Annotated in this window: 19 protein-coding genes; 6 read left to right on the top strand and 13 right to left on the bottom strand. The window is 62.5% G+C overall.

Translation table 11 applies throughout. From position 1 onward, the window contains the following. Window positions 1-114 precede the first annotated feature (114 nt). Both ABFB52_RS26140 and ABFB52_RS26135 read left to right on the top strand, forming a co-directional pair. Entirely contained in the window at window positions 115-1,512 is a 1,398-nt protein-coding gene (locus ABFB52_RS26140) for an MFS transporter (RefSeq protein ID WP_085747594.1), read from the top strand. A gap of 9 nt (window positions 1,513-1,521) precedes the next feature. Beyond that, window positions 1,522-2,040, top strand: a complete 519-nt coding sequence (locus ABFB52_RS26135; protein WP_003228709.1) for a single-stranded DNA-binding protein — start codon at window positions 1,522-1,524, stop codon at window positions 2,038-2,040. Window positions 2,041-2,116: 76 nt separating this feature from the next. Here the strand turns inward: ABFB52_RS26135 and ABFB52_RS26130 are convergent, their stop codons facing one another. The 7 genes from ABFB52_RS26130 to ABFB52_RS26100 form a co-directional block, all read right to left on the bottom strand. After that, window positions 2,117-3,274: a glutathionylspermidine synthase family protein gene (locus ABFB52_RS26130; protein WP_085747595.1), complete on the bottom strand. Its 1,158-nt coding sequence runs from the start codon at window positions 3,272-3,274 to the stop codon at window positions 2,117-2,119. Between the two features lie 2 nt (window positions 3,275-3,276). Beyond that, window positions 3,277-3,969, bottom strand: coding sequence for a DUF1190 domain-containing protein (locus ABFB52_RS26125; RefSeq protein ID WP_085609134.1), 693 nt, complete (start codon window positions 3,967-3,969; stop codon window positions 3,277-3,279). A gap of 17 nt (window positions 3,970-3,986) precedes the next feature. Next, entirely contained in the window at window positions 3,987-4,412 is a 426-nt protein-coding gene (locus ABFB52_RS26120; protein WP_007955627.1) for a DUF350 domain-containing protein, read from the bottom strand. Between the two features lie 13 nt (window positions 4,413-4,425). Then, window positions 4,426-5,076, bottom strand: a complete 651-nt coding sequence (locus ABFB52_RS26115; protein WP_085747596.1) for a DUF2491 family protein — start codon at window positions 5,074-5,076, stop codon at window positions 4,426-4,428. 125 nt (window positions 5,077-5,201) lie between these two features. Next, entirely contained in the window at window positions 5,202-5,900 is a 699-nt protein-coding gene (locus ABFB52_RS26110; RefSeq protein WP_085747597.1) for a PspA/IM30 family protein, read from the bottom strand. A gap of 17 nt (window positions 5,901-5,917) precedes the next feature. Next, on the bottom strand, window positions 5,918-6,586 hold the full coding sequence (locus ABFB52_RS26105; protein WP_085747598.1) for a YjfI family protein: 669 nt from the start codon (window positions 6,584-6,586) through the stop codon (window positions 5,918-5,920). Between the two features lie 153 nt (window positions 6,587-6,739). Beyond that, on the bottom strand, window positions 6,740-7,294 hold the full coding sequence (locus ABFB52_RS26100) for a cysteine hydrolase family protein (protein WP_085747599.1): 555 nt from the start codon (window positions 7,292-7,294) through the stop codon (window positions 6,740-6,742). 101 nt (window positions 7,295-7,395) lie between these two features. On the opposite strand from ABFB52_RS26100, the gene ABFB52_RS26095 reads away from it, so the two are divergent. The 3 genes from ABFB52_RS26095 to ABFB52_RS26085 all read left to right on the top strand — a co-directional run bounded on the left by ABFB52_RS26095 (window position 7,396) and on the right by ABFB52_RS26085 (window position 10,424). Continuing rightward, window positions 7,396-8,391 (top strand): GlxA family transcriptional regulator, encoded by a 996-nt coding sequence (locus ABFB52_RS26095; RefSeq protein WP_129972521.1) that lies wholly within the window; start codon window positions 7,396-7,398, stop codon window positions 8,389-8,391. 178 nt (window positions 8,392-8,569) lie between these two features. Next, on the top strand, window positions 8,570-9,676 hold the full coding sequence (locus ABFB52_RS26090; protein WP_085747601.1) for a DUF3182 family protein: 1,107 nt from the start codon (window positions 8,570-8,572) through the stop codon (window positions 9,674-9,676). After that, window positions 9,666-10,424: an alpha/beta fold hydrolase gene (locus ABFB52_RS26085; RefSeq protein WP_007955615.1), complete on the top strand. Its 759-nt coding sequence runs from the start codon at window positions 9,666-9,668 to the stop codon at window positions 10,422-10,424. The genes ABFB52_RS26090 and ABFB52_RS26085 overlap by 11 nt, the downstream gene beginning before the upstream one ends. Here the strand turns inward: ABFB52_RS26085 and ABFB52_RS26080 are convergent. The 5 genes from ABFB52_RS26080 to ABFB52_RS26060 all read right to left on the bottom strand — a co-directional run bounded on the left by ABFB52_RS26080 (window position 10,412) and on the right by ABFB52_RS26060 (window position 15,725). Continuing rightward, complete coding sequence (locus tag ABFB52_RS26080; RefSeq protein ID WP_129972520.1) at window positions 10,412-11,413, bottom strand: lysylphosphatidylglycerol synthase domain-containing protein; 1,002 nt, start codon at window positions 11,411-11,413, stop codon at window positions 10,412-10,414. The genes ABFB52_RS26085 and ABFB52_RS26080 overlap by 13 nt on opposite strands. Further along, window positions 11,410-12,696 carry a cardiolipin synthase ClsB gene (clsB, locus tag ABFB52_RS26075; RefSeq protein ID WP_129972519.1) on the bottom strand — a complete coding sequence of 429 codons (1,287 nt, stop codon included), beginning with the start codon at window positions 12,694-12,696 and terminating at the stop codon, window positions 11,410-11,412. The genes ABFB52_RS26080 and clsB overlap by 4 nt, the downstream gene beginning before the upstream one ends. Beyond that, window positions 12,693-13,490: an endonuclease/exonuclease/phosphatase family protein gene (locus ABFB52_RS26070; protein ID WP_102716678.1), complete on the bottom strand. Its 798-nt coding sequence runs from the start codon at window positions 13,488-13,490 to the stop codon at window positions 12,693-12,695. Before ABFB52_RS26070 ends, clsB begins: the two co-directional genes overlap by 4 nt. Beyond that, window positions 13,487-14,413 (bottom strand): DUF72 domain-containing protein, encoded by a 927-nt coding sequence (locus ABFB52_RS26065; protein WP_129972518.1) that lies wholly within the window; start codon window positions 14,411-14,413, stop codon window positions 13,487-13,489. The genes ABFB52_RS26070 and ABFB52_RS26065 overlap by 4 nt, the downstream gene beginning before the upstream one ends. Before the next feature lie 100 nt (window positions 14,414-14,513). Then, entirely contained in the window at window positions 14,514-15,725 is a 1,212-nt protein-coding gene (locus ABFB52_RS26060) for an MFS transporter (RefSeq protein ID WP_102716676.1), read from the bottom strand. A gap of 393 nt (window positions 15,726-16,118) precedes the next feature. On the opposite strand from ABFB52_RS26060, the gene ABFB52_RS26055 reads away from it, so the two are divergent. Then, window positions 16,119-18,224 (top strand): mechanosensitive ion channel family protein, encoded by a 2,106-nt coding sequence (locus ABFB52_RS26055; RefSeq protein ID WP_129972517.1) that lies wholly within the window; start codon window positions 16,119-16,121, stop codon window positions 18,222-18,224. Here ABFB52_RS26055 and ABFB52_RS26050 read toward each other — a convergent pair. Further along, entirely contained in the window at window positions 18,218-22,513 is a 4,296-nt protein-coding gene (locus ABFB52_RS26050) for a DEAD/DEAH box helicase (RefSeq protein ID WP_129972516.1), read from the bottom strand. The two genes, ABFB52_RS26055 and ABFB52_RS26050, sit on opposite strands and share 7 nt — an antisense overlap. Window positions 22,514-22,580: the final 67 nt, after the last annotated feature.

Below are 22,580 nucleotides of genomic sequence, written 5' to 3'. Positions count from 1 at the left end.
GGGTTTTTTGCCTTACATGAAGAGAGTTTCATCTGTACGCGTCAAAGCGTCGCGATATACCCCGTCTCTCGATGGGACTGGTAGAATCGCCGCCGGTTCACACGAGGTTTTTCCATGCACGATCCCCACAGCGAACGCATGAGTGGCAGCGAGACCCGCGCGGCGAGCGGTCTGGCCCTGGTGTTCGCCTTCCGTATGCTTGGCATGTTCATGGTGTTGCCGGTACTGGCGACCTACGGCATGGATCTGGCGGGAGCGACCCCGGCCCTGATCGGGCTGGCGATCGGCGCTTACGGCCTGACCCAGGCGATTTTCCAGATTCCGTTCGGGATCATTTCCGACCGCATCGGTCGCCGTCCGGTGATTTACCTGGGGCTGATCGTCTTCGCCCTCGGCAGCGTGCTGGCGGCTCAGGCCGATTCGATCTGGGGCGTGATTGCCGGGCGGATCCTGCAGGGCGCCGGCGCTATTTCTGCGGCGGTCATGGCCTTGCTCTCCGACCTGACCCGCGAACAGCACCGCACCAAGGCAATGGCCATGATCGGCATGACCATCGGCCTGTCGTTCGCCGTGGCGATGGTGGTCGGCCCGCTGCTGACCCGTGCATTCGGCTTGTCCGGCCTGTTCCTCGCCACCGGTGGCATGGCACTGGTCGGGGTCGTGATCGTTATGTTCATGGTGCCGAAATCCACCGGGCCGTTGAGCCATCGCGAGTCCGGCGTTGCACGGCAGGCGTTGATGCCGACACTCAAGCACCCGGACCTGCTGCGGCTGGACCTGGGCATTTTTGTGTTACATGCGATGTTGATGTCGAGCTTCGTCGCACTGCCTTTGGCGTTGGTTGAAAAGGCCGGTCTGCCCAAGGAACAGCACTGGTGGGTCTACCTCACCGCACTGCTGATTTCTTTCTTCGCCATGATCCCGTTCATTATCTACGGCGAGAAGAAACGCAAAATGAAACGAGTTTTGCTCGGCGCCGTGATGACGCTGATGCTCACTGAGCTATTCTTCTGGCAGTTCGGTGACAGCCTGCGGGCTCTGGTGATCGGGACGGTGGTGTTCTTCACCGCGTTCAATCTGCTGGAAGCTTCGCTGCCGTCGCTGATCAGCAAGGTTTCACCGGCAGGTGGCAAAGGCACGGCCATGGGCGTGTACTCCACCAGTCAGTTCCTCGGTTCGGCACTCGGCGGTATTCTCGGCGGCTGGATGTTCCAGCATGGCGGTCTGTCGGTTGTGTTCCTCGGATGTGCCGGGCTGGCTGCACTTTGGCTGGCCTTTGCTGTTACCATGCGCGAACCTCCCTACGTGACGAGCCTGCGCCTGCCGTTGTCGCCCGAAGCGATCCGCGAAGCGGGTCTGGTCGAGCGTCTCAAGGCCCTCGTAGGGGTAACTGATGCAGTGATAGTCGCTGATGAAGCGGCGATCTACATCAAACTGGACACCGAATTAATGGATCGCACCACTCTCGAACGCCTGGTGAACAACCCGGCGCAGACTGCGTGCGAAGCCTAGGAGAACGTTATGGCCCGTGGGGTTAACAAAGTCATTCTGGTCGGTACTTGCGGCCAGGATCCCGAAGTACGCTACCTGCCCAACGGTAACGCCGTGACCAACCTGAGTCTGGCGACCAGCGAGCAGTGGACCGACAAGCAGACCGGTCAGAAGGTCGAGAAGACCGAGTGGCACCGCGTATCGATGTTCGGCAAGGTTGCCGAAATCGCCGGCGAATACCTGCGCAAGGGTTCGCAGGTTTACATCGAAGGCAAGCTGCAGACCCGTGAGTGGGAAAAAGACGGTATCAAGCGTTATACCACTGAAATCGTGGTCGACATGCAAGGCACCATGCAACTGCTCGGCGGCCGTCCACAACAGGGCGACCAACAAGGCGGTGGCAACAACTACCAGCAGCAGGCGCCACGCCAGCAGGCTCCGCGTCCGCAGCAGTCGGCACCTCAGCAGCGTTCGGCCCCGGCTCCACAGCAGGCCGCACCGCAACCGGCTCCGGATTTCGACAGCTTCGATGACGACATTCCGTTCTGATTCGCTGCTGTATCCGCGCTAAACAAAAAAGGCCCGTCGCTGAATGCGACGGGCCTTTTTCATGCACGCAGGTTTTTCAATCAAGAATCAGATGTGGCAGAAACCGGCTCGAATCCTTGGTGATAAGGCTGTTGTCTTCGCGTACGCCAATCCCCGCCGCCTGATCACCGATTACCCACGAACCGATCAACGTGTAGCTGTCGTCGAACTTCGGCAAAGGGGCAAACTCCTGCAGGATGAAGGGCGCGTCGGTGTAGGGCCCATCCTCTTTGACGATCAGACCTTCGGCGGTCTGCAGCTCGATGTTGGCGCCTTCCCGAGAGAAGTACGGTTTGCGTACCCAACCCTTTGGCACCGCGCTGCCCGGGTTCGGGTCGAGGTGCGCGGCGAGCAGATTCGGGTGGCCCTTGTGAAACTCCCATAGCAGGGGCAGGGCGCCCTTGTTGGAGAGGATCGACTTCCACGCCGGTTCGAAAAACTGCGTGTCGCACTCGGCAATCGCCGCGCCGAACGGCTCGTGGAAGATGAATTCCCAGGCGTGCAGTTTGAACAGGTGCGGGATCCAGCGATCTTCGAGATCCACGAAGCGGCCGTCAGCGCTCAGGCCGATGTCTTCAATATCGATGTGCCGCGATTCGATGCCGACCTTCTCTGCGATCAGCCGCAGATAATCCGTGGTGCCCTTGTCTTCGACCGAGTCTTTCATCGAGGCGAAGTAAAACGGCCGCTTCAGTTTCAGTTGAGCAAAGGCTTCGTGCAGCCGGGTGTCGATGCTGTTGAACTGGTCGGCATGGCGCGGCAGCATTCCGCGCTCGATGCATTGCTCCAGCCAGCCCCACTGGAACGCCGCCGCTTCATAAAGGCTGGTGGGCGTGTCGTAGTTGAGTTCGAGCAGCTTCGCAGGGCCGTTGCCGCTGTAGGAGAAGTCCATGCGCCCGTACAGATGCGGATGACCTTCCAGCCAGGACGTTCGGATCATGTCGTAGTACGGTGCCGGAATGCTCAGACGATCCAGCAGTTCTTCGCTGTGCACGACGCGGTCGACCAGATCCATGCACATCTCGTGCAACTCGGTGGTCGGATCCTCCAGATCGTTTTCGATCTGCGCGAGCGTGAACTGGTAGTAGGCGCGCTCGTCCCAGTACGGCTCGTCGTCGATGGTATGAAACAGAAAACCGAGGCTTTCGGCGGTCTGTTTCCAGTCGTGGCGCTCGGCGCAGTGGATCTTCTTCATGGTCAGCTGCTCGAACGGCCCCAGCCGCCCCAACCGCTGCGTGCGCTGGACTGGCTGCCGAAACCGCCACGGGAAGTGGACGAGGCGACGTTGACCGGTTTGCGGTAATCGCTGTCGTAGTCCCGCTGGCTGCGGCTCGGTGCCGACTCGATTCGACGGTTCAGCGTCGAGGTGTCGTAGGTCTGGCGGGTATTGCGCTCACGATAAACCGGCCGCGAGTCGCTCGCGCGGTTGTTGCTCATGGCATTGCCGATCAGCCATCCGGTGAGCCAGCCGTTGCCTGCACCGCTGGATGAGTGCGAGGTACTTGTCTGATTGCTCTGCACGGCAGCCGCATCACCCGCCGGCATCTGTGCATTGGCGATCGCATCGAGGTTCTGCGCCGGCTCACCGTCCTGCGGCACCTTGAAGCCACCGAGTTTCGGCACGAAACGGCCGGCGGAATTTTTCTGACACCAGTCAGCAGCAAAGTCCGCGTCGCAGGCAGCCTTGTCGTCGTAGGCCGGGGAGATCCGCCGGTGTTCGGCCAGGGCGGCGACGTAGGCATTCGAGCAGACATCCGGCGCCAGTTCGGCGTCGACGCATTGTTCGACACTCTGGAAGTTGCGTTGCTGTTCCTGGGCGGCCACTTCACCGGAAATCGCCAGGGCCACCGAAGCGGCCAGGGACAGTTGAACGTACTTGCTTCGTTTCATCTCAGGCTTCCTGCCGATCAGTAGGACGGGGTCATGCACGCGGCGTTGAGCATGCCGACGCTGATTGCCACCGCCGCCACATAAATGCCCGCGGCGATTTCACCGTTGGCGATGCGTTGGGACGTGCCTTTGAGCACCAGCCCGGTCGCCAGGAAGGCCAGCAATTGCACCACAGCCGCGATCACCGCCCAGAGCACGAAGTCGAGCACGTTGATCGAATGGGCGATCACGTTGCTCGCCGGAATCGCGAAGCCGATGATCGCGCCGGACAGGGCAATGGCGGCGGCGACGTTGCCGGAACGAATCAGCTCGAATTCCTTGTGCGGCGTGACGCGGGTGTAGACGAACTGAAACAGCATGAACAGCAGCACGGCGCCGATCAGGTAGGCAACGAAACCGACCAGCGCGGCTTTGTTCAGGGAAATGGACAACGCTTCCAGCATGGAAAACTTCCTTTTAGATAGTGCTCAAATCGGTGGTGTACAGCGAGATGCCCAGCGAGGTGCTCAGGCTGACGGTGCCTTCTTCGTCCTGTTCGACGGAGAACAGCAAGAGCTCGCGGCGATCGGTCAGGCCGGTCTCGCGGGCGTAGAGCATCGAGTGATGGTTGATGGTGTAGGACTCGTCGGGGTTGATCACCTGTTCGGTGAGCGGCACCAGTTCGGTCTGGCCACGTTCGGTGCCCCATTCACGAGTGTATTCGACACCTTCGTGGCGGTAGGTCGGCAGGCCGATCAGGCTGTTCGGGCCGGCCAGGCGCTGCAGTTCGGCGTCACTGTTGACCGTCACATAGCTGACGTAATTGAACAGCGTCACCGACTCGATCTGGTCGTCGCCGGTGACATGGACTTGTACCCAGAATTCTTCATCGTTCAGATAGTAGCGATGCAGTTTGTTCGACTGACCGAGGTCGATCCAGCCGGCGCTCCAGATGGCCTGGGCGTCGGGAACACGTACCGAGGTGCTGCCGTCGAGCAACAGGCCGAGGGTCGTGTCGAAGCGGATCGCCTTGCCCTGCGCCAGTCCGAGCGGGCCACCGGCAGACTCGGAGGTCGACGCCGCCGACTGCCGGTTGCTGGTGCCGAGCAAATCTTTGAACCATCCCATGGGTACATTCCTTGAAGCGGGTGGAGGTATTCGTTGGCAAAACGCCGCTAGTGTACCGGGCCGCGCGGCGAACGAGCAGGCAAAAAAAAGAAGGGCACGCGGTGCCCTTCTTTTTCTGGCCGCCGTTACTGGGCGGACTTCTGCTTCAGACGCTCGAGGATGGCGTTGGCGCTGCCTTCGTTCGGCGTGATGCCGGCTTCGCGCAGCTTGCGGTCCAGGTCGTTGCCGGTCGTGGCATCGGCCAGTTCGTCCTGAGCATTCAGCTCGGCGGCACGTTGCTTTTGCTTTTCCTGCAGACGGTTCAGGGTGCCGACGGCGGTTTCCAGTTTGCCGTTGGCGCCGCCGCTGGCGATCGAAGCGCTGACCTGAGCCTTCTGCACGCTTTCACGGGCCTTAGCCATGTCCACTTGCTGGCGCAGGCTCTTGATCCGCGCTTCGGCCTTGTTGATGTCCTTGCGCATGTTGTCGGCGTAGGTGCCGAACTCGTCGCTCTGGGCCTTCTCGGTGGTCAGGTCGTTGGTCAGGGTCGAAATTGCTTCGGCCACTTCCATCGCCAGATCTTCGCGGCCGGCGTTCAGGGCGGAAACAGCCTTGGCTTCCAGGTCCTTGATCTTGGCGTCGTACTCGCTCACGCGGTCGGCGGACAGCTTGTGCTTGGCCATGATGGTGACCAGTTCGCGACGGGCGTTGGACAGGGCGCTGTCGGCGTCACGGATTTCCTGATCGAGGATGCGCAGGGCCTGTTGGTCAACGATCGCTTCGCCGACTTCATTGGCGCCGCCGCGCAGCGCGGTGAACAACTTGTTCCAGATGGACTGAGTCATTGGATTTTCCCTGTTGATTACTTGAAGAAGTGTTCGAAGGCTTCGCTGGCGCGCTGCACGTTGTCGACCAGGGTTTTCACCTCGGTGACTACGTTGGTCAGGCTCGAATCGGCACTCAGTGCACCGAACATGTTGTAGACGGTCTGGCCATTGGGCATGGTTTCGATGCCGATCGACGACAGCGGGAACATTTCCCGGCTGCGCAGCACGGCGTCGTTGAACGCGCGTACGTCGGTGATCGAATCAATGTCCACCAGCACGGTGTCGACGATGATCTGCTGGCCGGCGATGGCGATGTGAATCGGCAGACCGCCGAATTCGTTCATTTCCAGCTTGAGGCTGGGTTCGGAGCTCTGGATCAGAGACAGCGTGATTTCTTGCGAAGCCACCTCGTCCAGCGCCTTGAAAGCGTTGTAGAGGCTATCGATGTTCCAGTTGTTGCCTGCGCTCATGTAATTCTCCGACATGAAAGAGCCAGCCAGAATCGGTTGGCGTAGCTGTTGCTCCATTTGCTTGAGCAAGCTTCGGTTTTCCGGAAGCACCCAAGTTTCGTGTTTCACATAACCGGCGGCAGCCAGGCCCGCGCGCATCTGCTTCATGTAGAAGCTCGACGGTTTTTTCGCGGACGGTGTCGAGCGCACTCCCTTTGGGCTCTCTGACGCTGTAGCGGGGGAGCGGCTTTTCATGGCGATGACTCCGTTATGAACATCTCACGCGTGAGCAACACTACAACCAAATCAAAATGCCATCAATGGCTCACGCGTGAGATTTTCATGACACGCGAAAAAACGCCCGCAACGAGGCGGGCGCAGGTTTTTCTGGTTGTATCAGAGCAGGGCTCAGTGGCTGGCGACGAGGAACTCGTCGGTGGACACCACGCTGGCGTAGGCAAACCCCAGCGCCGACATGAACGCCGCATGCACGTGGGCGGCGGGAACGGTCATGCCGTTGAATTCCAGATCGCGGCTGGCGCAGGCATCGTGGATCACCGTGACGGTGTAACCCAGATCTGCCGCTGCGCGGGTGATGCCGTCGACGCACATGTGGCTCATGCTACCGACCACTACCAACTCTTTGATGCCTTGTTCATCGAGGATCGATTGCAGCTCTGTTTCGCGGAATGAATTGACGAAGTGCTTGAGCACTACCGGCTCATCGGCGCGGTTGAGCACTTTCGGATGCAGTTTCGCGCCTTCAGAGCCCGGGGTGAAAAACGGTGCTTCGGGCGAAGTGAATTCGTGGCGGATGTGCACCACCGAATCACCGGCCTCGCGGAACGCCGCGATCAACCGGGCGGCGTTGTCCGCTGCGGCGTCGGCACCGGCCAGCGGCCACTTGCCTTGGGGGAAGTAGTCGTTCTGGATATCGACTACGATGAGCGCTTGCTTGGCCATGGGTGTGTCCTCGAAGTGAACGTTGGGTGTGGGCTCAGTATTGGCGCTGGCCACGTTTTCGAGGATTGGCCGCACCGACAATACACAGGGGAAAACTGACAATGGACGCGAAACCGGCGGTCGTCGAACTGGGTGTGCTGATCTATCCCGGCGCGCAGCTGGCGGCGGTGCATGGTTTGACTGACCTGTTCGCGGTGGCCAACCGGGTCGCTGCCGAGTACCAGAGTGCGCAGTTGCCGCGCTTGCGCGTCAGCCATTGGCAGGTTGAGGGCGATCAGCCGCCGGTACGGGTCCACGACAGCGACCCCGGCGCCGAAGCGGGTCTGGTGGCGGTCGTGATTCCGCCGTCCATTGGTGGTTTCTCGGCGGCCCAGGTGTCCGTCGGGTTGATTCACTGGCTGCGCGAGCAACACGCCCGCGGCGCCACCCTCGGCGGGGTGTGCGTGGGTTCTCTGCTGCTGGCCGAAAGCGGTCTGCTCGACGGTCGCAGCGCCACCACGCACTGGACGTCAGCCAAGGCGTTTGCCGAGCGTTATCCGCACATCAAACTCAAGGCCGACACACCGATTGTCGATGACGGCGACCTGATCACCACGGCCGGATTGATGGCCTGGTCGGAACTGGGGCTACGGCTGGTCGATCGTCTGCTCGGGCCGAGCATCGCCAGCGCGACCGCGCGGTTCCTGGTGGTGGAACACAGCGACAGCGCCAGTGCCTGCGGCAGCAATTTCGCCCCGATCCTCAATCATGGCGACGCGGCGATTCTCAAGGTTCAGCACTGGCTGCAAGGCAATGGCGCGACCGATGTCTCACTGACGGCGATGGCCGAGCGCGCGGGCCTTGAGGAGCGCACGTTCCTGCGTCGTTTCCGCGCGGCGACCGGCCTGAAGCCAACCGAATACTGCCAGCACCTGCGGGTCGGCAAGGCCCGGGAAATGCTCGAGTTCACCAATGGCACTATTGACCACATCGCGTGGACGGTGGGCTATCAGGATCCGGGAGCCTTTCGCGCGACGTTCAAGAAAATCACCGGGCTGGCGCCGAGTGAATACCGCACGCGATTCGGCGTGAGTCCGCCGCCAGCCGTGGCGAAGTAATACGCACCCGTCGTGCAAAATGCCGGAGCCCACAGCGCAGTCGTGCAGATTGAAATAGGCGCGGTGCCAGCACGGGTTTTTCAAGTGGCTGATTTGCAGGGCGTTTCCGGCGAACCCCGGTTGGCCTGATCTCTGCACCCTCTGACCTACATTCAACCCGCCGTTGGAAGGGGGACGCATGACCCCGACATCCCGCAGGAAAGTGGTCGTCGCCCACTCGGTTCGACCCGGCGCACCACAACATGAAGTGCAGACCAACAAGGCCCTCGCGCGATGGCTGGCGCAGATCCTCGGTCTCAAGTTCGGCGGCAGTTACGACGCCGAAAAACATCGCGGCCGGGATATTTATCTGCTGCCGACCCAGACCCTCGTCGGCGCGGCGGCCCGCGAATTGGGTGTGAGCGGCCCGGATGATCTGTGGGGCGGTTTCGTCGAGCACGATTTCATCTGCACCAAAGCCATCAGCCACGGTCTGCGCAGCCATCAGGCCCATGCGCCGCAAGGCTGGTCGCCACTGTTTTCCGAGCGGGTGCGCACCGTGGTGCTGGACGGGCTCAGCGTCTTTGCGCTGGAAGATGCCCGGCCTGCCGCTGAACATCTGTTGTACAGCGGACCGATCCGGATCAAGCCGATTCACGCCTGTGCCGGGCGCGGACAGGAAGTGATCAAGAGCCTGGATGCGTTCGACGAAATTCTCGCCCGACCCGAGGCCGGAGAACTGTTCAGCGATGGCGTGGTGCTGGAGCAGGATTTGAGTCAGGTGGTTACCCACAGCGTCGGTCAGTCGTTCATCGGCGGCAGGGTGCTGAGTTACTGCGGTGATCAATACTTGACCAAGGACGCCCACGGCGAAGAGGTGTACGGAGGCTCGAACCTGCTGGTGGTGCAGGGCGGTTACGAGGATCTGCTGGCGCTGGATCTGCCCGACGACGTGCGTCTGGCCATTCAGCAGGCGCAGGTGTTCGACCGGGCGGCGGACGAAGCCTATCCGCGTTTCTATGCCTCGCGGCGCAATTACGACATCGCCCAGGGCCTGGACAGCGAAGGCCGGCCGCGCAGTGGCGTTCTCGAACAGTCCTGGCGCATGGGCGGCGCCAGCAGCGCGGAAGTGGCGGCGCTGCAAAGCTTCGTCAACGATCCTTCGATGCGCGCGATCCGCGTGTCGTCGGTGGAAACCTATACCGATCAGGCCCTGCCGGCGGATGCCATCGAGGTGTATCGCGGGCCGGCCGAGAACAGCGACTTTCTCCTCAAATACGTAACGGTCAAATCCTATGACGGCTAGAAGCGAAAGCATTCAAATCGACATTGATGATGAACAGATGAGCGGGACGTTTCTCAGTCCCAAATCGAAAGTCCCCGGCGTGTTGTTCGTGCACGGCTGGGGCGGCAGTCAGGAGCGCGATCTGGAACGGGCTAAAGGCATCGCCGGCCTGGGCTGCGTGTGCCTGACGTTCGATCTGCGCGGGCATACCGGCGGCACCGGCATTCCGCTGAGCCGGGTCACCCGTGAAGACAACCTGCGTGACTTGCTGGCGGCCTACGACCGGTTGCTCGCCCATCCGGCGCTGGACACCTCGGCCATTGCGGTAGTGGGCACCAGCTATGGCGGTTACCTCGCCTCGATTCTCACCTCGCTGCGTCCGGTGCGCTGGCTGGCGCTGCGGGTGCCGGCGCTGTACCGCGACGAACAATGGCACACGCCAAAACGCGATCTGGACAAGGCCGACCTGCGCGATTATCGCGGCACCCTGGTGCGCGCCGACAGCAACCGCGCCTTGCACGCCTGCTCGCAATTCACCGGGGACGTGCTGCTGGTGCAGTCGGAAACCGATGACTACGTGCCCCACGCGACGATCATGAGTTACCGCGCCGCGTGCCAGCAGACCCACTCGCTGACTCACCGCATCATCGACGGCGCCGACCATGCCCTGAGCGACCCGACCTCGCAGCAGGCCTACACCTCGATCCTGGTCGACTGGATCACCGAGATGGTGGTGGGTGAGCGGTTGAGCATCATTCAGTCGCGCTGATCAGATTTGGGTTTCTTCTCGATCCGCAATGCCTTGGCCTTGGCTTCCACCACCAGGTACATCAGCACGGTGATCAGCAGCGGCAGCAGGAAATAGATTGCCCGATAGGCCAGCAATCCTGCCACCAGACTGCCGCGCGAAGCCTCGTGTTGCAGCAGCGCCACGAACACTGCTTCCAGCACGCCGAGCCCGGCGGGAATGTGGGTGATGACCCCGGCAATCGCACTGATCAACAGCACCCCGAGCACCAGCGGATAGTCGAGTTTGCTCGGTAGCAAGGTGAAAATCACCGCCGCCATCAGCGACCAGTTCAGCGCCCCGAGCAGCAATTGCAGGACCGCCATGCGCAGCGACGGCAGGTTGATCTCCACCCCGCGAATCGACCACTCGCGCCGTCGGGAAAACTGGCAGGCGACCAGATAACCGGCGCTCACCAACAGCAGCAACACACCAATGCCCTGCAACGCATCGCTGCTGACTTTCCAGCCCGGTGGCATGCGCACCAGTCCGCTGCTGAACACCACGCCGGCGATGGTCATGTAGCCGAACCAGTTGGTCGCCAGGCTCAGGCCGAGGATCTTGGCGATGTTGCTTTTGCTCACCCCGAGCCGCGAATACAGGCGATAGCGCATGGCGATTCCGCCGACCCATGCGCTCAAGTTGAGATTGAAGGCGTAACTGATGACGCCCACCGGCAGGATCTGTTTCCAGGTCAGATCCTGGCGGATGTAAGTGCGACCGATCAGGTCGAAACTGGCGTACACCAGAAAGCTCAGCAGGGTCAGGCTGGAGGCAATGATCAGCGTGCGCACCTTGAAGTCGGCGAGGGTTTGCAGCACCTCGGCCCATTCGATACGACTGGCGAACATCGTCAGCAAAACGATCAGCGCAAGGAAAAACAGCAGGGTCAGCGGACGTTTCCAGCGGCTCCAGCGGGACTTGTCCGCCGGTGCCGGATGCACCGCCGCGTGGGCTTCGGAATGGCTCATGACGGATCGCTCCCGGCGGCGTGGGTGAAGGGTTTGAGCCGTGGCTTGTGCGCCGGCAGCCAGCCGGCCATCGCCGGGAAATGCCGCAGGAAGTGAAACACCAGAAAGCCCACGGTCATGTGCCAGATTCGCCCGCGCGGCGACTTCGCGGCGTCCATCGCCTTGCAGTGGTTGTGGCTGAGGTCTTCGAGGCGTTCGAACAGGTGGCGATTGAAGGCGCGGTCGCGGATCAGCACATTGGCTTCCAGGTTCAGCGAAAGGCTCAGCGGATCAAGATTGCTCGAGCCGACAGTGCTCCATTCCTCGTCCACCAGCGCCACTTTGCCGTGCAGCGGCCGCTCGCAATATTCGTGAATCTGCACCCCGGCCTTGAGCAGGTAGTCGTAGGTCATGCGCGCGGCGAGTTTGGCCACCAGCATGTCCGGCTGGCCCTGCAGAATCAGCCGCACTTCGACCCCACGCCGGGCCGCATTGCGGATTTCGCGCAGCAGGCGATAGCCGGGAAAGAAGTAAGCGTTGGCGATCACCACCCGCCGTTGGGCGCGGCGCAATACCTGCAAATAAACGTCTTCGATATCGGTGTGGTGCCGGTCGTTGTCGCGGAACACCAGACGCACCTGACCGTCGTGATCGTCGAACGCCATCTCGGCACGCCGTTGCCGGCGACGCTGCCACCAGAATCTCGCCCGTCCCGGTCGGCCGCTTTGCAGCAAAGCGAAATGATGGATGTCGGCCACTGCCGGGCCCTGAATTTCCACCGAGTAATCCTGCTTCGCTTCGGGACCGAAATCGGCCAGGTGATCACCGGAAAAATTGATCCCGCCAATGAATGCGACCAACCCGTCGACCACCACAATCTTGCGATGCAACCGCCGGAACCAGTTGGTGCGAATGCCCAGGTGTTTGGGGGCCGGATCGAAGATTTGCAGATGCACGCCGGCTTCACTCAGCGCGGCGAGATAGCCGGTGCTCAATTCGCCGCAACCGAAGCCGTCGAAGCTGACGGTGGTGCGCACACCACGCCGGGCGGCATCGATCAGAATCTCCTGCAATTCCTTGCCGACCTTGTCTTCGAAGACGATGAAGGTCTCCAGCAGGATTTCGCTTTTCGCCGCGCGCATCGCTTCGAACACCCGGGGGAAATATTCCTCGCCGTTTTCCAGCAGCTCGATCCGGTTGTTGCCCTGCCAGCGATACTCGACATCGACGGTGCCCGGCTCGCGCACGGGCGGGGTGATGCTGACGGGCTCCACAGCAGATTTCTCCAACGGTGCACTGCTCATAGTTCAATCTCCACCGATAGCGGTGCGTGGTCGGAAAGGTGTGACCAGGGACGGTTCGCCAGCACTTTTGGCTGACTGGCCTTGAGGTTGCGTACGTAGATCCGGTCCAGGCGCAGCAATGGCAGACGTGCGGGAAAGCTGCGCGCCGACCGGCCGTGATGCGCCGCAAATACTTCACGCAGGCCACAGGGTTCAAGCAAGGCATCGGCGCGCTGGCGCCAGTCGTTGAAATCACCGGCGACGATCACCGGCGCGTCATCAGGCAGTTCGGCCAGACGTTCTCGCAGCAGGCGCAGTTGATCGTTGCGATGACTTTCGCGCAGGCCCAGATGGACGCAGATCGCATGCACTTCACGGTCATCTCCCGGCAGGCGCAGCACGCAGTGCAACAGGCCACGGTTTTCGTGGCCGCTGATCGAAACGTCGAGGTTGTCATGGCGCACGATCTGGAATTTCGACAGCACTGCATTGCCATGATCGCCCTCCGGATACACGGCGTTGCGCCCGTAGGCGAACTGCGGCCAGAGACTGTCCGCGAGAAATTCGTACTGCGGCATCGTCGGCCAATTGTTGTAGCGCTTGGGATGATGTTCGTGGGTGCCGTGGACTTCCTGGAGAAACACTACATCGGCGGACACGCTGCGCACCGCTTCGCGCAATTCCGGCAGGATGAAGCGCCGGTTCAGCGCGGTGAAACCCTTGTGGGTGTTGACCGTCAGCACGGTGAAACGGCGCACCGTGGTGATGACTGTGGACTGCTCGTCGGTGAAGCCGAGCGGCTCGGGAATGCTCATGCGAGTACCCCTTCGGCGGCTGGCTCACCGGGCACGGTTTCAAGGTTTTTATCCAGATCGAAACGCTGCAGGAGACTGCGGGCATCGAACGGCGCGCGGACCTTGATGTCGTTGTCGAAGTAGCAGAACACCTCGCGGGATTTACGGGTCCGAGGCTTCAGGCGCGGCGCGATCAAATGGGCGTCGCCCGGTTGCCGGCCGTGGTGCCAGGCGTCGATCCGCTCGGCCCAGCGTTGCAGGGCGGCACGGGTGTAACCGCTGGCGTAAAGTTCTTCGGCACCGTGCAGGCGCAGGTAGACGAAATCGCTGGTGAGGTCTTCGCGGTACGGCCATTTCCCGGCGGTGTCGGCGATCACCAGCGCGGTGTTGTAGCGTTTGAGCAGGCGCACGAAGTCGGGGTCGATGAAACTGTCGTTGCGGATTTCCACGGCATGGCGCAGCGGTTTTTTGCCGTAGGCCTTCAGGCTCGCGTGGCCGTGCAGGTGTGAGTCGTGCTGGCGGGCGAGGGCGGCGGCAGCCTGGGTGTCGTTGGGCAACTGGTCGAGAAAGGCTTCGAAACGCTCGGGGTCGAATGTGAAGTTGGGCGGGAACTGCCAGAGGATCGGGCCGAATTTTTCCTTCAATTCCAGCACCCCGGGGGCAAAGAAATTGGCCAGGGGTTTTTCGATATCGCGCAGGCGGCGGATGTGGGTGATGAAGCGCGGCGCCTTGATGCTGAACACGAAGTCATCCGGCGTTTCGGCGTACCACTGGGCGTAGCGTTCCGGCCGTTGCAGGGCGTAGAACGATCCGTTGATTTCGATGCTGTTGACCGCCCGTGCGGCGAACTGCAATTCGCGTTTCTGCGCCAGCCCCTTCGGGTAAAAGTCCCCGCGCCACGGGGCGTAACGCCAGCCTGAAATACCGATGTGAATCGTAGCCATGCCGCCTCCCGTCGAAAGTCCCCATACGGCCTCTGTCTGTGGATGACTGCGGGCGGTTCGGGAAAGTTTCGACGGGATTACGGACGGTCGGGCTGCCGGATCAGTGCCCAGTGACAATCCGGGCCGAGCCTTCGGCGGGTTCGGCGTACACCGGGCCCAGGCGATCGAGGCGACCGCTCCAGGCGGTCAGGGCCAGCGCCACCAGCACCACCAGGCCGCCAATCCACGCGGTATGGATCAGGCCGATGTGCTCGACGATCAAACCACCACCCCACGCGCCACCGGCAATTCCGAGGTTGAACGCGGCAATGTTCAGCCCCGAGGCCACGTCCACGGCGTGCGGTGTGTGATGTTCAGCCTGACGCACCACATACACCTGCAAGCCCGGCACGTTGCCGAAGGCGACCGCACCCCAGACCAGCACGGTGGCCAGCGCCAGCCATGGATTTCCTGCGGTGAAAGTAAGCACGAACAGCACGGCGGCGAGCAGGGCGAAGATGATTTTCAGCGCGCTGATCGGCCCGCGTTTGTCCGCCAGTTTGCCGCCCCAGAGGTTGCCGACCGCCACCGACACGCCGTACACCAGCAACACCAGGCTGACGGTGCCGGCGCTGAAGCCGGAGATGTCTTGAAGGATCGGCGCCAGGAATGTGAAGGCGATGAACGAACCGCCGTAACCGATGGCCGTCATGGCGTACACCAGCAACAGGCGCGGTTGCTTGAGCACCTGCAATTGCTGCAACAGCGAGGCGGGTTTGCTGTGGGCGATGTTTTTCGGCACGTACAGCAAGCTGCCGATGAACGCGATCACGCCGAGTGCCGACACGGCGAGGAAGGTTTCACGCCAGCCGAAATGCTGACCGATGAACGTGCCCAGCGGCACGCCGGTGACCAGCGCCACGGTCAGGCCGGTGAACATGATCGCAATCGCACTGGCGGCTTTTTCCTTGGGTACCAGGCTGGTCGCGATGGTCGAGCCGATGGAGAAGAACACGCCATGGGCCAGACCCGTGACGATCCGCGCCAGCACCAGTGATTCATAACTTGGCGCCAGCCAGGCCAGCAGGTTGCCGAGGGTGAACAGCACCATCAGCGACAGCAGCAACAGTTTGCGCGGGACTTTGCCGGTGAGGGCGGTCAGCACCGGCGCACCGATGGCTACGCCGAGGGCATAGAGACTGACCAGCAGACCGGCGGACGGCAGGCTGACGCCGAGATCGGCGCCGATGGTAGGAAGCAGGCCAACGATGACGAACTCGGTCGTCCCGATGGCGAAAGCGCTGAGGGTCAGCGCGAGCAGGGCAATGGGCATCACGGCACTCCGGTGGGGGATTGAATGAAGCGCAGTGTCGGGGTTTGGTGGGGGTGAAAAAATACAGGGATGGGCATTTGATATTTGACCTGAGAGCAAAGATCAAAAGCCCGCCCTCACCCTAACCCTCTCCCCGAGGGAGAGGGGACTGATCGATGTGCCCTTTTAAGTTACGCCGACGTGATACACCGAGCCGTACTCAGGTTTCGACACAGCACAGACCGGCTCTCGGACTTGAGATCAAAACGAACCTTTCAGGTCGATGTAACTATTGAAAACAACTCAGTCGGCTCCCTCTCCCTCTGGGAGAGGGCTGGGGTGAGGGGGCTCTTGAACTTTGCCGGCCAAATGTCGATCAGTTCCATACAGGTTCAACCAAGGGAGCTCTGCGTTTTGACCAGGTTCAGGATCGCGATTCTATTGGGGGCATTGCTGTTGTTCGGCGGCAATGCAGTGCAAGCCGCCAGCTTGCCGGGCGTTCCGGCGGCCAGTGAAGAGCCGGCCAAACCGGAGCCGATCGTGCAGGGCGGGCTGCTCGGCGCCATCAGTTCCAGCATCGACGACGTGCAGGACAAACTCGATCTCAACGAGCATCTGGTCGACGCCTGGCGCCTGCGCGCCGACCGGGCGGCGGATGAAGTCGACAGGCTGGTCAACCAACCCTCGAACCGCTCGGGCTGGAGCGTGGCGGGGGATTTCCTGATGCTCTCCGGCGTGTGGCTGGGCACCTTTGCCGTGTTGACCGTGCTCGGCAGCGTGCTGGGCAAACGCCTGCGGGAAGGGCGCTGGCTGCGCACCCGCCAGCGCAGTCAGGACCTGCTCGGTTACCTGTTGCCCTACACGCTGCCCGCGCTCATCTGTCTGCCGCTGACCCTGTACGTCAGCCATTTTTTGTCGGCTTCGGTCGGCCGGGCGCTGGCGCTGTGTTTTGCCTACGCCACCAGCAGCGGGATATTTTCCACGTCGATGCTGTTGTGCGTGGTGGTGATGTTTAATGTCGGCCACAAGCGCCGCGCCGTGCAGATCATTCGCGACTACTGCCCGAAACCGCTGTTCCTGATCGGCTTTCTTGCCGCGTTGAGTGACGCCCTGACCAGCCCGCAGATCGCCCGGCAACTGGGCGGCAACATTACCAGCAGCATCGCCGTATTCACTGGCTTGCTGGCGTCGATCATCTTCGGTCTGCTGGTGATTCGCCTGCGTCGGCCGGTGGCGCACCTGATCCGCAATCGTCCGCTGGCACAGCGCCTGAAACAACCGTCGCTGCAGGAATCGCTGCGGATTTTTTCCGGGCTCTGGTACTGGCCGATCGTGCTGATGGTGCTGGTCTCGGCGGTCAACCTGATCGGCATTGGCGAGGACAACCAGAAAGCCCTGCGCTGCGCGTTGCTCACCACGGTGCTGCTGATCGGCACAGTGTTTCTCAGCACTGTGCTGCAACACCTGTTCAAGTCGCGCAGGGCCGAGGCGATCCAGCGCAGCAGTGCCTACAAGGAACGTTTCCTCAGCCTGTTGCACGCCTTGCTGCGGATCGTCGTTGCGATTGCGTTCATCGATATCCTCGGGCGGATCTGGGGTGTGTCGCTGCTCGACTTCGCGCAAAGCAGCACGGTCGGTCGGGCGATCAGCAATGCCCTGAGCAGCATCGGCCTGATCTTCCTCGTGACGTGGCTGCTGTGGGTGGTGCTCGACACGGCGATCCAGGAAGCACTGAAACCACCGGTCAGCAAACGCTCGGCTCGCCAGCCCAGCACCCGGGTGAAAACCATCCTGCCGCTGCTGCGCAACGCGATCAAAATCATCCTGGTGGTGATCTGCGCGATCACCACCATGGCCAATCTTGGGATCAACGTCGCGCCGTTGCTGGCCGGTGCCGGGGTGGTCGGTCTGGCCATCGGTTTCGGCTCGCAGCAACTGGTGCAGGACGTGATCACCGGGCTGTTCATCATCATCGAAGACACCCTGTCGATCGGTGACTGGGTGGTGCTCGATTCCGGGCATGCCGGCACGGTCGAGGGCCTGACCATTCGCACCCTGCGCCTGCGCGACGGCAAGGGCTTCGTGCACTCGGTGCCGTTCGGTCAGATCAAGGCTGTGACCAACCAATCGCGGCAGTTTGCGTTCGCGTTTTTCTCGGTGCAGTTCACCTACGACACCGATGTCGACAAGGCTATCGAGCTGATCCGCGAAGCGGGCGATTCGATTCGCGAAGACCCGTTCCTGAAGTACAACCTGCAAGGGCCGCTGGATGTCTTTGGCGTAGACAAGATGGACCTCAACGGCGTGGTACTGACCGCGCAATTTCGCACGGTTTCCGGTGGGCAATATGCGGTGAGCCGCGCATTCAACCAGCGTCTGAAAAAGCTTGTGGATAACAGCCCGTGGGTGCATTTCGCGCAGACTTATCCACAGCAGGTTTTGCTGCCCAAGCGACAGGAAGAAGAGGTGGCGCCGGCGCATTCGTCGGTGGTGTTGCCGGAGCAGGCGCGCACTCAGTGACGGGTCAGCCTGTTGCGGATTTCGCTCATGGCGGCGGAGTCCAGCTCCACCCAGAATTGCGGCTTGCCCGCGACCTCGGCAGCGACCGGCAACCCATCGCGATACACCAGCCGATTGCTCGCCAGCGCCGGCACTTTCGCCCCCGGCAGCAAGGTGCCGGCGAGGTTCAGCGGGTCGACACCGCACACCGCGATCAGGCTGCCGTCATGGGGCCGACGGCGGACTTCGCGCAACAGCGGAATCGCCTCGGGCAGGGCGAATTGCTCGCCCGCCAGACCGCTGACAAACCGCCCGCCACGAATCTCGCCGCGCGCCTCCAGTCGATGGAACGTGCGCAGCAGTTCGCGCCAGCTCGGCAGCCAGTCGGCCTCACGTTCCAGCAGGCGCCAGAACACCACGCCATAGCGACGCAACAAGGTCATGGCGATGTGTTCGAGGGTTTCGGGCGACGCTGTTTGACGGTTTTCCACAACCGGCCCGCGACGCAATAACGCCCAGCGCCCGGCATCGTCCATGCCACCGACAAACGCCCCGCGTCCGCGTCGACTGCTGCGCTGCTGGCGCTTGCTCGCCGGGGTGATCAGCGCCCGCAATCCGGCAAAGCTGTCGGCATTCACCAGCCCGGCGCCGACCAGTTCCTGCAAGGCGATTTCCAGCTCGGTGCGCAGCAGGTGCGCTTCATGAATCAGCTCATCGAAAAACAGCGCGCCGTGCTGACTCAGTGCGTCGAAAACCTTGCGGGTCTTGGGCGACAGTTCGCTGACCGGCGTCTGCTCGGCCAGTGCACTCCACAAGCCAACCTGACTGCGCGCCAGCAACACGATCGGTGTGCTGCGCAACGCCGTGCCGCTGATGTTTTGTCGGGCGCTTAGGCGCGTCCATACCAGCTTGCCGCTGCGACACAGATCGTCCAGCCAGGTCGGTGAATAGTCCTTGAGCCGCGCGGGAAGGAGGTCGCTGTCCCACGCCGAAGCGGCAGCCGGGTAGCCTTCGAACTGACCGACAATCGCTGGCAAGACGGTGTTGCCCTGACCACGGGTAGACGGAGACAAGTGCTGCCAGTCGAACAGAAACCGCATGAAATCCTGCAACGCCACCGGCTCGATTTCCCGGCGCAGACGCTTGACCGTGTAGCGGTGAATGCGCGCCAGCAGATGGCGTTCGCACCATTCCTCAACGGGCGATCCCGGCGTGAACTGGCCGCGCAGTACGTAACCTTCGCGCTCCAGATGAGCGAGGGCTTGATGAACAGAGGCCGGCATCAAGGCCAGCGGCTCGGCAATCGCCGCCAGCGGTAGCGGGCCGAATGCGCCGAGCCGCGCGCGGATCACTTCGATCAGTGCGTCATCGGCTGTCCATGGTTCGTCGAAACCGGGCAGCGTGGGGAGTGCCGACTGCGCCTGTGGATAAAGCGCTTGCAGACAGGTCAGGCGTTCTCTCGCCAGCCACAGTGAGTGCTCGGGATCGATCTGCAATCGGCAGGCTCGCCCGGTTTCGGCCAAAGCATTCAGCCACTCGCGCCATTGCGGATTGGCCGCGACTTCGCGGTCGCTGATGCAGGCCAGGCTCATCAGCGCTTCGTGCATTTCATCGGCACTGTTCGGCGTCGGCCACGCCTCTTCGCGCACGGCGTTGATCGCATCGGCGTCCAGTGCACCGAGATCATCGGTGGATTGCGGATCGCTCCAGCGGCGGTTGAGCACGGCCTGGGTGCGACGCTCTTCCAGCGGCGCATCGTCGAGAAAGGTATAGGGCCGGGCGCTGAGGATTTCCGCCGCCAGCGGCGAGGGCGCCGGCAGGTCACGGGCGATCAGGCGCACTTCGCCGCGCTCCATGCGCCGTAGCAGTTCGAGCCAGCCCTCGCTGTCCATCGCTTCGTGCAGGCAATCGTCGAGGGTCTGTTCCACCAGCGGATGCGCGGGGATTTCCCGTTCGCCGGCGAGGTTTTCCAGGCAGGCGATCTGATCGGGAAACACACTGGCGATCAGGTCTTCGCTTTTCATCCGCTGCAATTGCGGCGCGACTTTGCGTCCGCCGGTGTAGCGCGGCAAGGCCAGCGCCACGCCGGCATTCCAGCGCCAGCGCACGCCGAACAGCGGCGCATCCAGCACCGCTTGAATCAGGATGTGCTCGGCGCTGTTGCTGTGCAGGTAACGCCAGACCTCGTCGAGTTCGAAACTGTGACTGGTGGACAGCGACAGCACGATCGCGTCTTCGCTGGCGGCGGCCTGCAATTCAAAGTTGAAGGTGCGGCAGAAACGCTTGCGCAGGGCCAGGCCCCAGGCGCGGTTGATTCGACTGCCGAACGGCGAATGAATGATCAGCTGGGTGCCGCCGGACTCGTCGAAAAAACGCTCCATCAGCAGTGTGTCCTGGGACGGCAAGGCGCCGAGGGCGAGGCGGGCGCGGGCCAGATAATCCACCAGTTGCTCGGCGCTGGCCAGGTTCAGGCCGAGGGTGTCGGTCAGCCAGTCGAGGGCCGGTTGCAGGTTGCCGGGGCTGGCGCTGAGCAGTTGATCGAGCTGCGCGTGCAGGCGCGCCACGGCCGCCGACAATTCGTCGCTGCGCCCCGGCGCCTCGCCGAGCCAGAACGGAATGGTCGGTGGCTGACCCTGGGCATCCTCGACCCGCACCTTGCCGGTTTCCACTCGCAGGATGCGATAGGAGGCGTTGCCGAGCTGGAACACGTCGCCGGCAATGCTTTCCACGGCGAAGTCTTCGTTGACGCTGCCGATGTTCAGGCCCTGAGGTTCGAGCAAAACGCTGTAGTCAGCGTTGTCGGGGATGGTGCCGCCGCTGGTGACGGCGGCCAGCCGTGCGCCGCGTCGTCCGCGCAGGGTTCGGCTGACGGCGTCGCGGTGCAGGTAGGCGCTGCGGATGCCCTGGCGGCCGTTGTAGCCCTCGGCGAGCATGCTCAGCAGCGCCTGATAATGTGTTTCGTCGAGGCGGGCGTAGGGCTCGGCCCGACGGAACAGCGCGAGCAAATCGTCCTCGGCCCATTCCTGGCAACTGACCTCGGCGATGATCTGCTGCGCCAGCACATCCAGCGGCGCCTCGGGGATGTGCAGTGTATCGAGTTCACCCCGGCGCACGCAGTCGAGCAGCGCGGCGCATTCGATCAGGTCGTCGCGGGTGGTGGCGAACAGGCGCCCCTTGGGGGTGCCGCCGACCTGGTGCCCGGAACGACCGACCCGTTGCAGAAAGCCGGCGATCGAACGTGGCGAGGCGATTTGACACACGAGGTCGACTTCGCCGATGTCGATCCCCAGTTCCAGCGACGCGGTGGCGATTAGTACTTGCAACTCGCCACGCTTGAGCCGCTGCTCGGCGTCGAGGCGAAACTCCTTCGCCAGACTGCCGTGGTGCGCGGCCACCGCGTGTTTGCCGAGGCGTTCGCTCAGGTGCCGGCTCAGGCGTTCGGCCAGGCGTCGGGTGTTGACGAAAATCAGCGTGGTGCGGTGTTCACGGGCCAGTGCGGCGAGGCGGTCGTAGACCAGTTCCCAGACGTCATTGGCCATCACCGCCGACAACGGCACCGGCGGCACTTCGATGCCCAGATCCCGTGGGCGGGCGTGGCCGATGTCGATGATTTCGCACGGGCGCTCATGGCCGACCAGAAAACGCGCAACCGCATCGATCGGTTTTTGCGTGGCTGACAGACCGATGCGGGTCAGTGGTTCAGGACACAGCGACTGCAAGCGTTCGAGGCTCAAGGCCAGGTGACTGCCGCGTTTGCCGGCGGCGATGGCGTGGATTTCATCGACGATCACCGTGCGCGTGGTACCGAGCATTTTGCGGCCGGACTCGGAGCCGAGCAGCACGTAGAGCGATTCCGGGGTGGTCACCAATATGTGCGGCGCGCTCTTGCGCATGGCGGCGCGGTCTTTCTGCGGGGTGTCGCCGGTGCGCACGGCGGTGGTGATTTCCAGCGCCGGCAGATCCATTTGGCGCAGCTGGTCGGTAATCCCGGCCAGCGGGTTCTGCAGATTGATGCGGATGTCGTTGGACAGCGCCTTGAGCGGCGAAACGTAGACCACCAGGGTTTCGTCCGGCAGACCGTCCGGGGTTTCCAGGCCACGGTGGACCAGTTCGTCGAGCACCGCGAGGAACGCGGTGAGGGTCTTGCCGGAGCCGGTGGGCGCGGCGATCAGCGTCGAGCGGCGTTGGCGGATCAACGGCCATGCGCGGGCCTGGGCGGCGGTCACCGTCGGGAATGTGCTGCTGAACCAGGCGCTGACGGCGGGGTGGAAGCCTGCCAGGGCCGCGTCCTTGGGGAGGGGCAGATTCATGCCTTCAGTTATGCGGGTGGGCGGGCGAAGTTGCAAGTACCGCTCGGGATCTACACTTTACGGGTGA

It is taken from the genome of Pseudomonas sp. 9.2(2024) (assembly GCF_039695385.1).
Classification (GTDB): domain Bacteria; phylum Pseudomonadota; class Gammaproteobacteria; order Pseudomonadales; family Pseudomonadaceae; genus Aquipseudomonas; species Aquipseudomonas paraglycinae.
This window is presented reverse-complemented; position numbering and strand designations above follow the sequence as displayed.

Excerpts from the sequence above, each read along its gene's own strand:
- ABFB52_RS26140 (WP_085747594.1), top strand. The coding sequence starts at position 115 with ATGCACGATCCCCACAGCGAACGCATGAGTGGCAGCGAGACCCGCGCG.
- ABFB52_RS26135 (WP_003228709.1), top strand. The coding sequence starts at position 1,522 with ATGGCCCGTGGGGTTAACAAAGTCATTCTGGTCGGTACTTGCGGCCAG.
- ABFB52_RS26130 (WP_085747595.1), bottom strand. The coding sequence starts at position 3,274 with ATGAAGAAGATCCACTGCGCCGAGCGCCACGACTGGAAACAGACCGCC.
- ABFB52_RS26125 (WP_085609134.1), bottom strand. The coding sequence starts at position 3,969 with ATGAAACGAAGCAAGTACGTTCAACTGTCCCTGGCCGCTTCGGTGGCC.
- ABFB52_RS26120 (WP_007955627.1), bottom strand. The coding sequence starts at position 4,412 with ATGCTGGAAGCGTTGTCCATTTCCCTGAACAAAGCCGCGCTGGTCGGT.
- ABFB52_RS26115 (WP_085747596.1), bottom strand. The coding sequence starts at position 5,076 with ATGGGATGGTTCAAAGATTTGCTCGGCACCAGCAACCGGCAGTCGGCG.
- ABFB52_RS26110 (WP_085747597.1), bottom strand. The coding sequence starts at position 5,900 with ATGACTCAGTCCATCTGGAACAAGTTGTTCACCGCGCTGCGCGGCGGC.
- ABFB52_RS26105 (WP_085747598.1), bottom strand. The coding sequence starts at position 6,586 with ATGAAAAGCCGCTCCCCCGCTACAGCGTCAGAGAGCCCAAAGGGAGTG.
- ABFB52_RS26100 (WP_085747599.1), bottom strand. The coding sequence starts at position 7,294 with ATGGCCAAGCAAGCGCTCATCGTAGTCGATATCCAGAACGACTACTTC.
- ABFB52_RS26095 (WP_129972521.1), top strand. The coding sequence starts at position 7,396 with ATGGACGCGAAACCGGCGGTCGTCGAACTGGGTGTGCTGATCTATCCC.
- ABFB52_RS26090 (WP_085747601.1), top strand. The coding sequence starts at position 8,570 with ATGACCCCGACATCCCGCAGGAAAGTGGTCGTCGCCCACTCGGTTCGA.
- ABFB52_RS26085 (WP_007955615.1), top strand. The coding sequence starts at position 9,666 with ATGACGGCTAGAAGCGAAAGCATTCAAATCGACATTGATGATGAACAG.
- ABFB52_RS26080 (WP_129972520.1), bottom strand. The coding sequence starts at position 11,413 with ATGAGCCATTCCGAAGCCCACGCGGCGGTGCATCCGGCACCGGCGGAC.
- clsB (WP_129972519.1), bottom strand. The coding sequence starts at position 12,696 with ATGAGCAGTGCACCGTTGGAGAAATCTGCTGTGGAGCCCGTCAGCATC.
- ABFB52_RS26070 (WP_102716678.1), bottom strand. The coding sequence starts at position 13,490 with ATGAGCATTCCCGAGCCGCTCGGCTTCACCGACGAGCAGTCCACAGTC.
- ABFB52_RS26065 (WP_129972518.1), bottom strand. The coding sequence starts at position 14,413 with ATGGCTACGATTCACATCGGTATTTCAGGCTGGCGTTACGCCCCGTGG.
- ABFB52_RS26060 (WP_102716676.1), bottom strand. The coding sequence starts at position 15,725 with ATGCCCATTGCCCTGCTCGCGCTGACCCTCAGCGCTTTCGCCATCGGG.
- ABFB52_RS26050 (WP_129972516.1), bottom strand. The coding sequence starts at position 22,513 with ATGAATCTGCCCCTCCCCAAGGACGCGGCCCTGGCAGGCTTCCACCCC.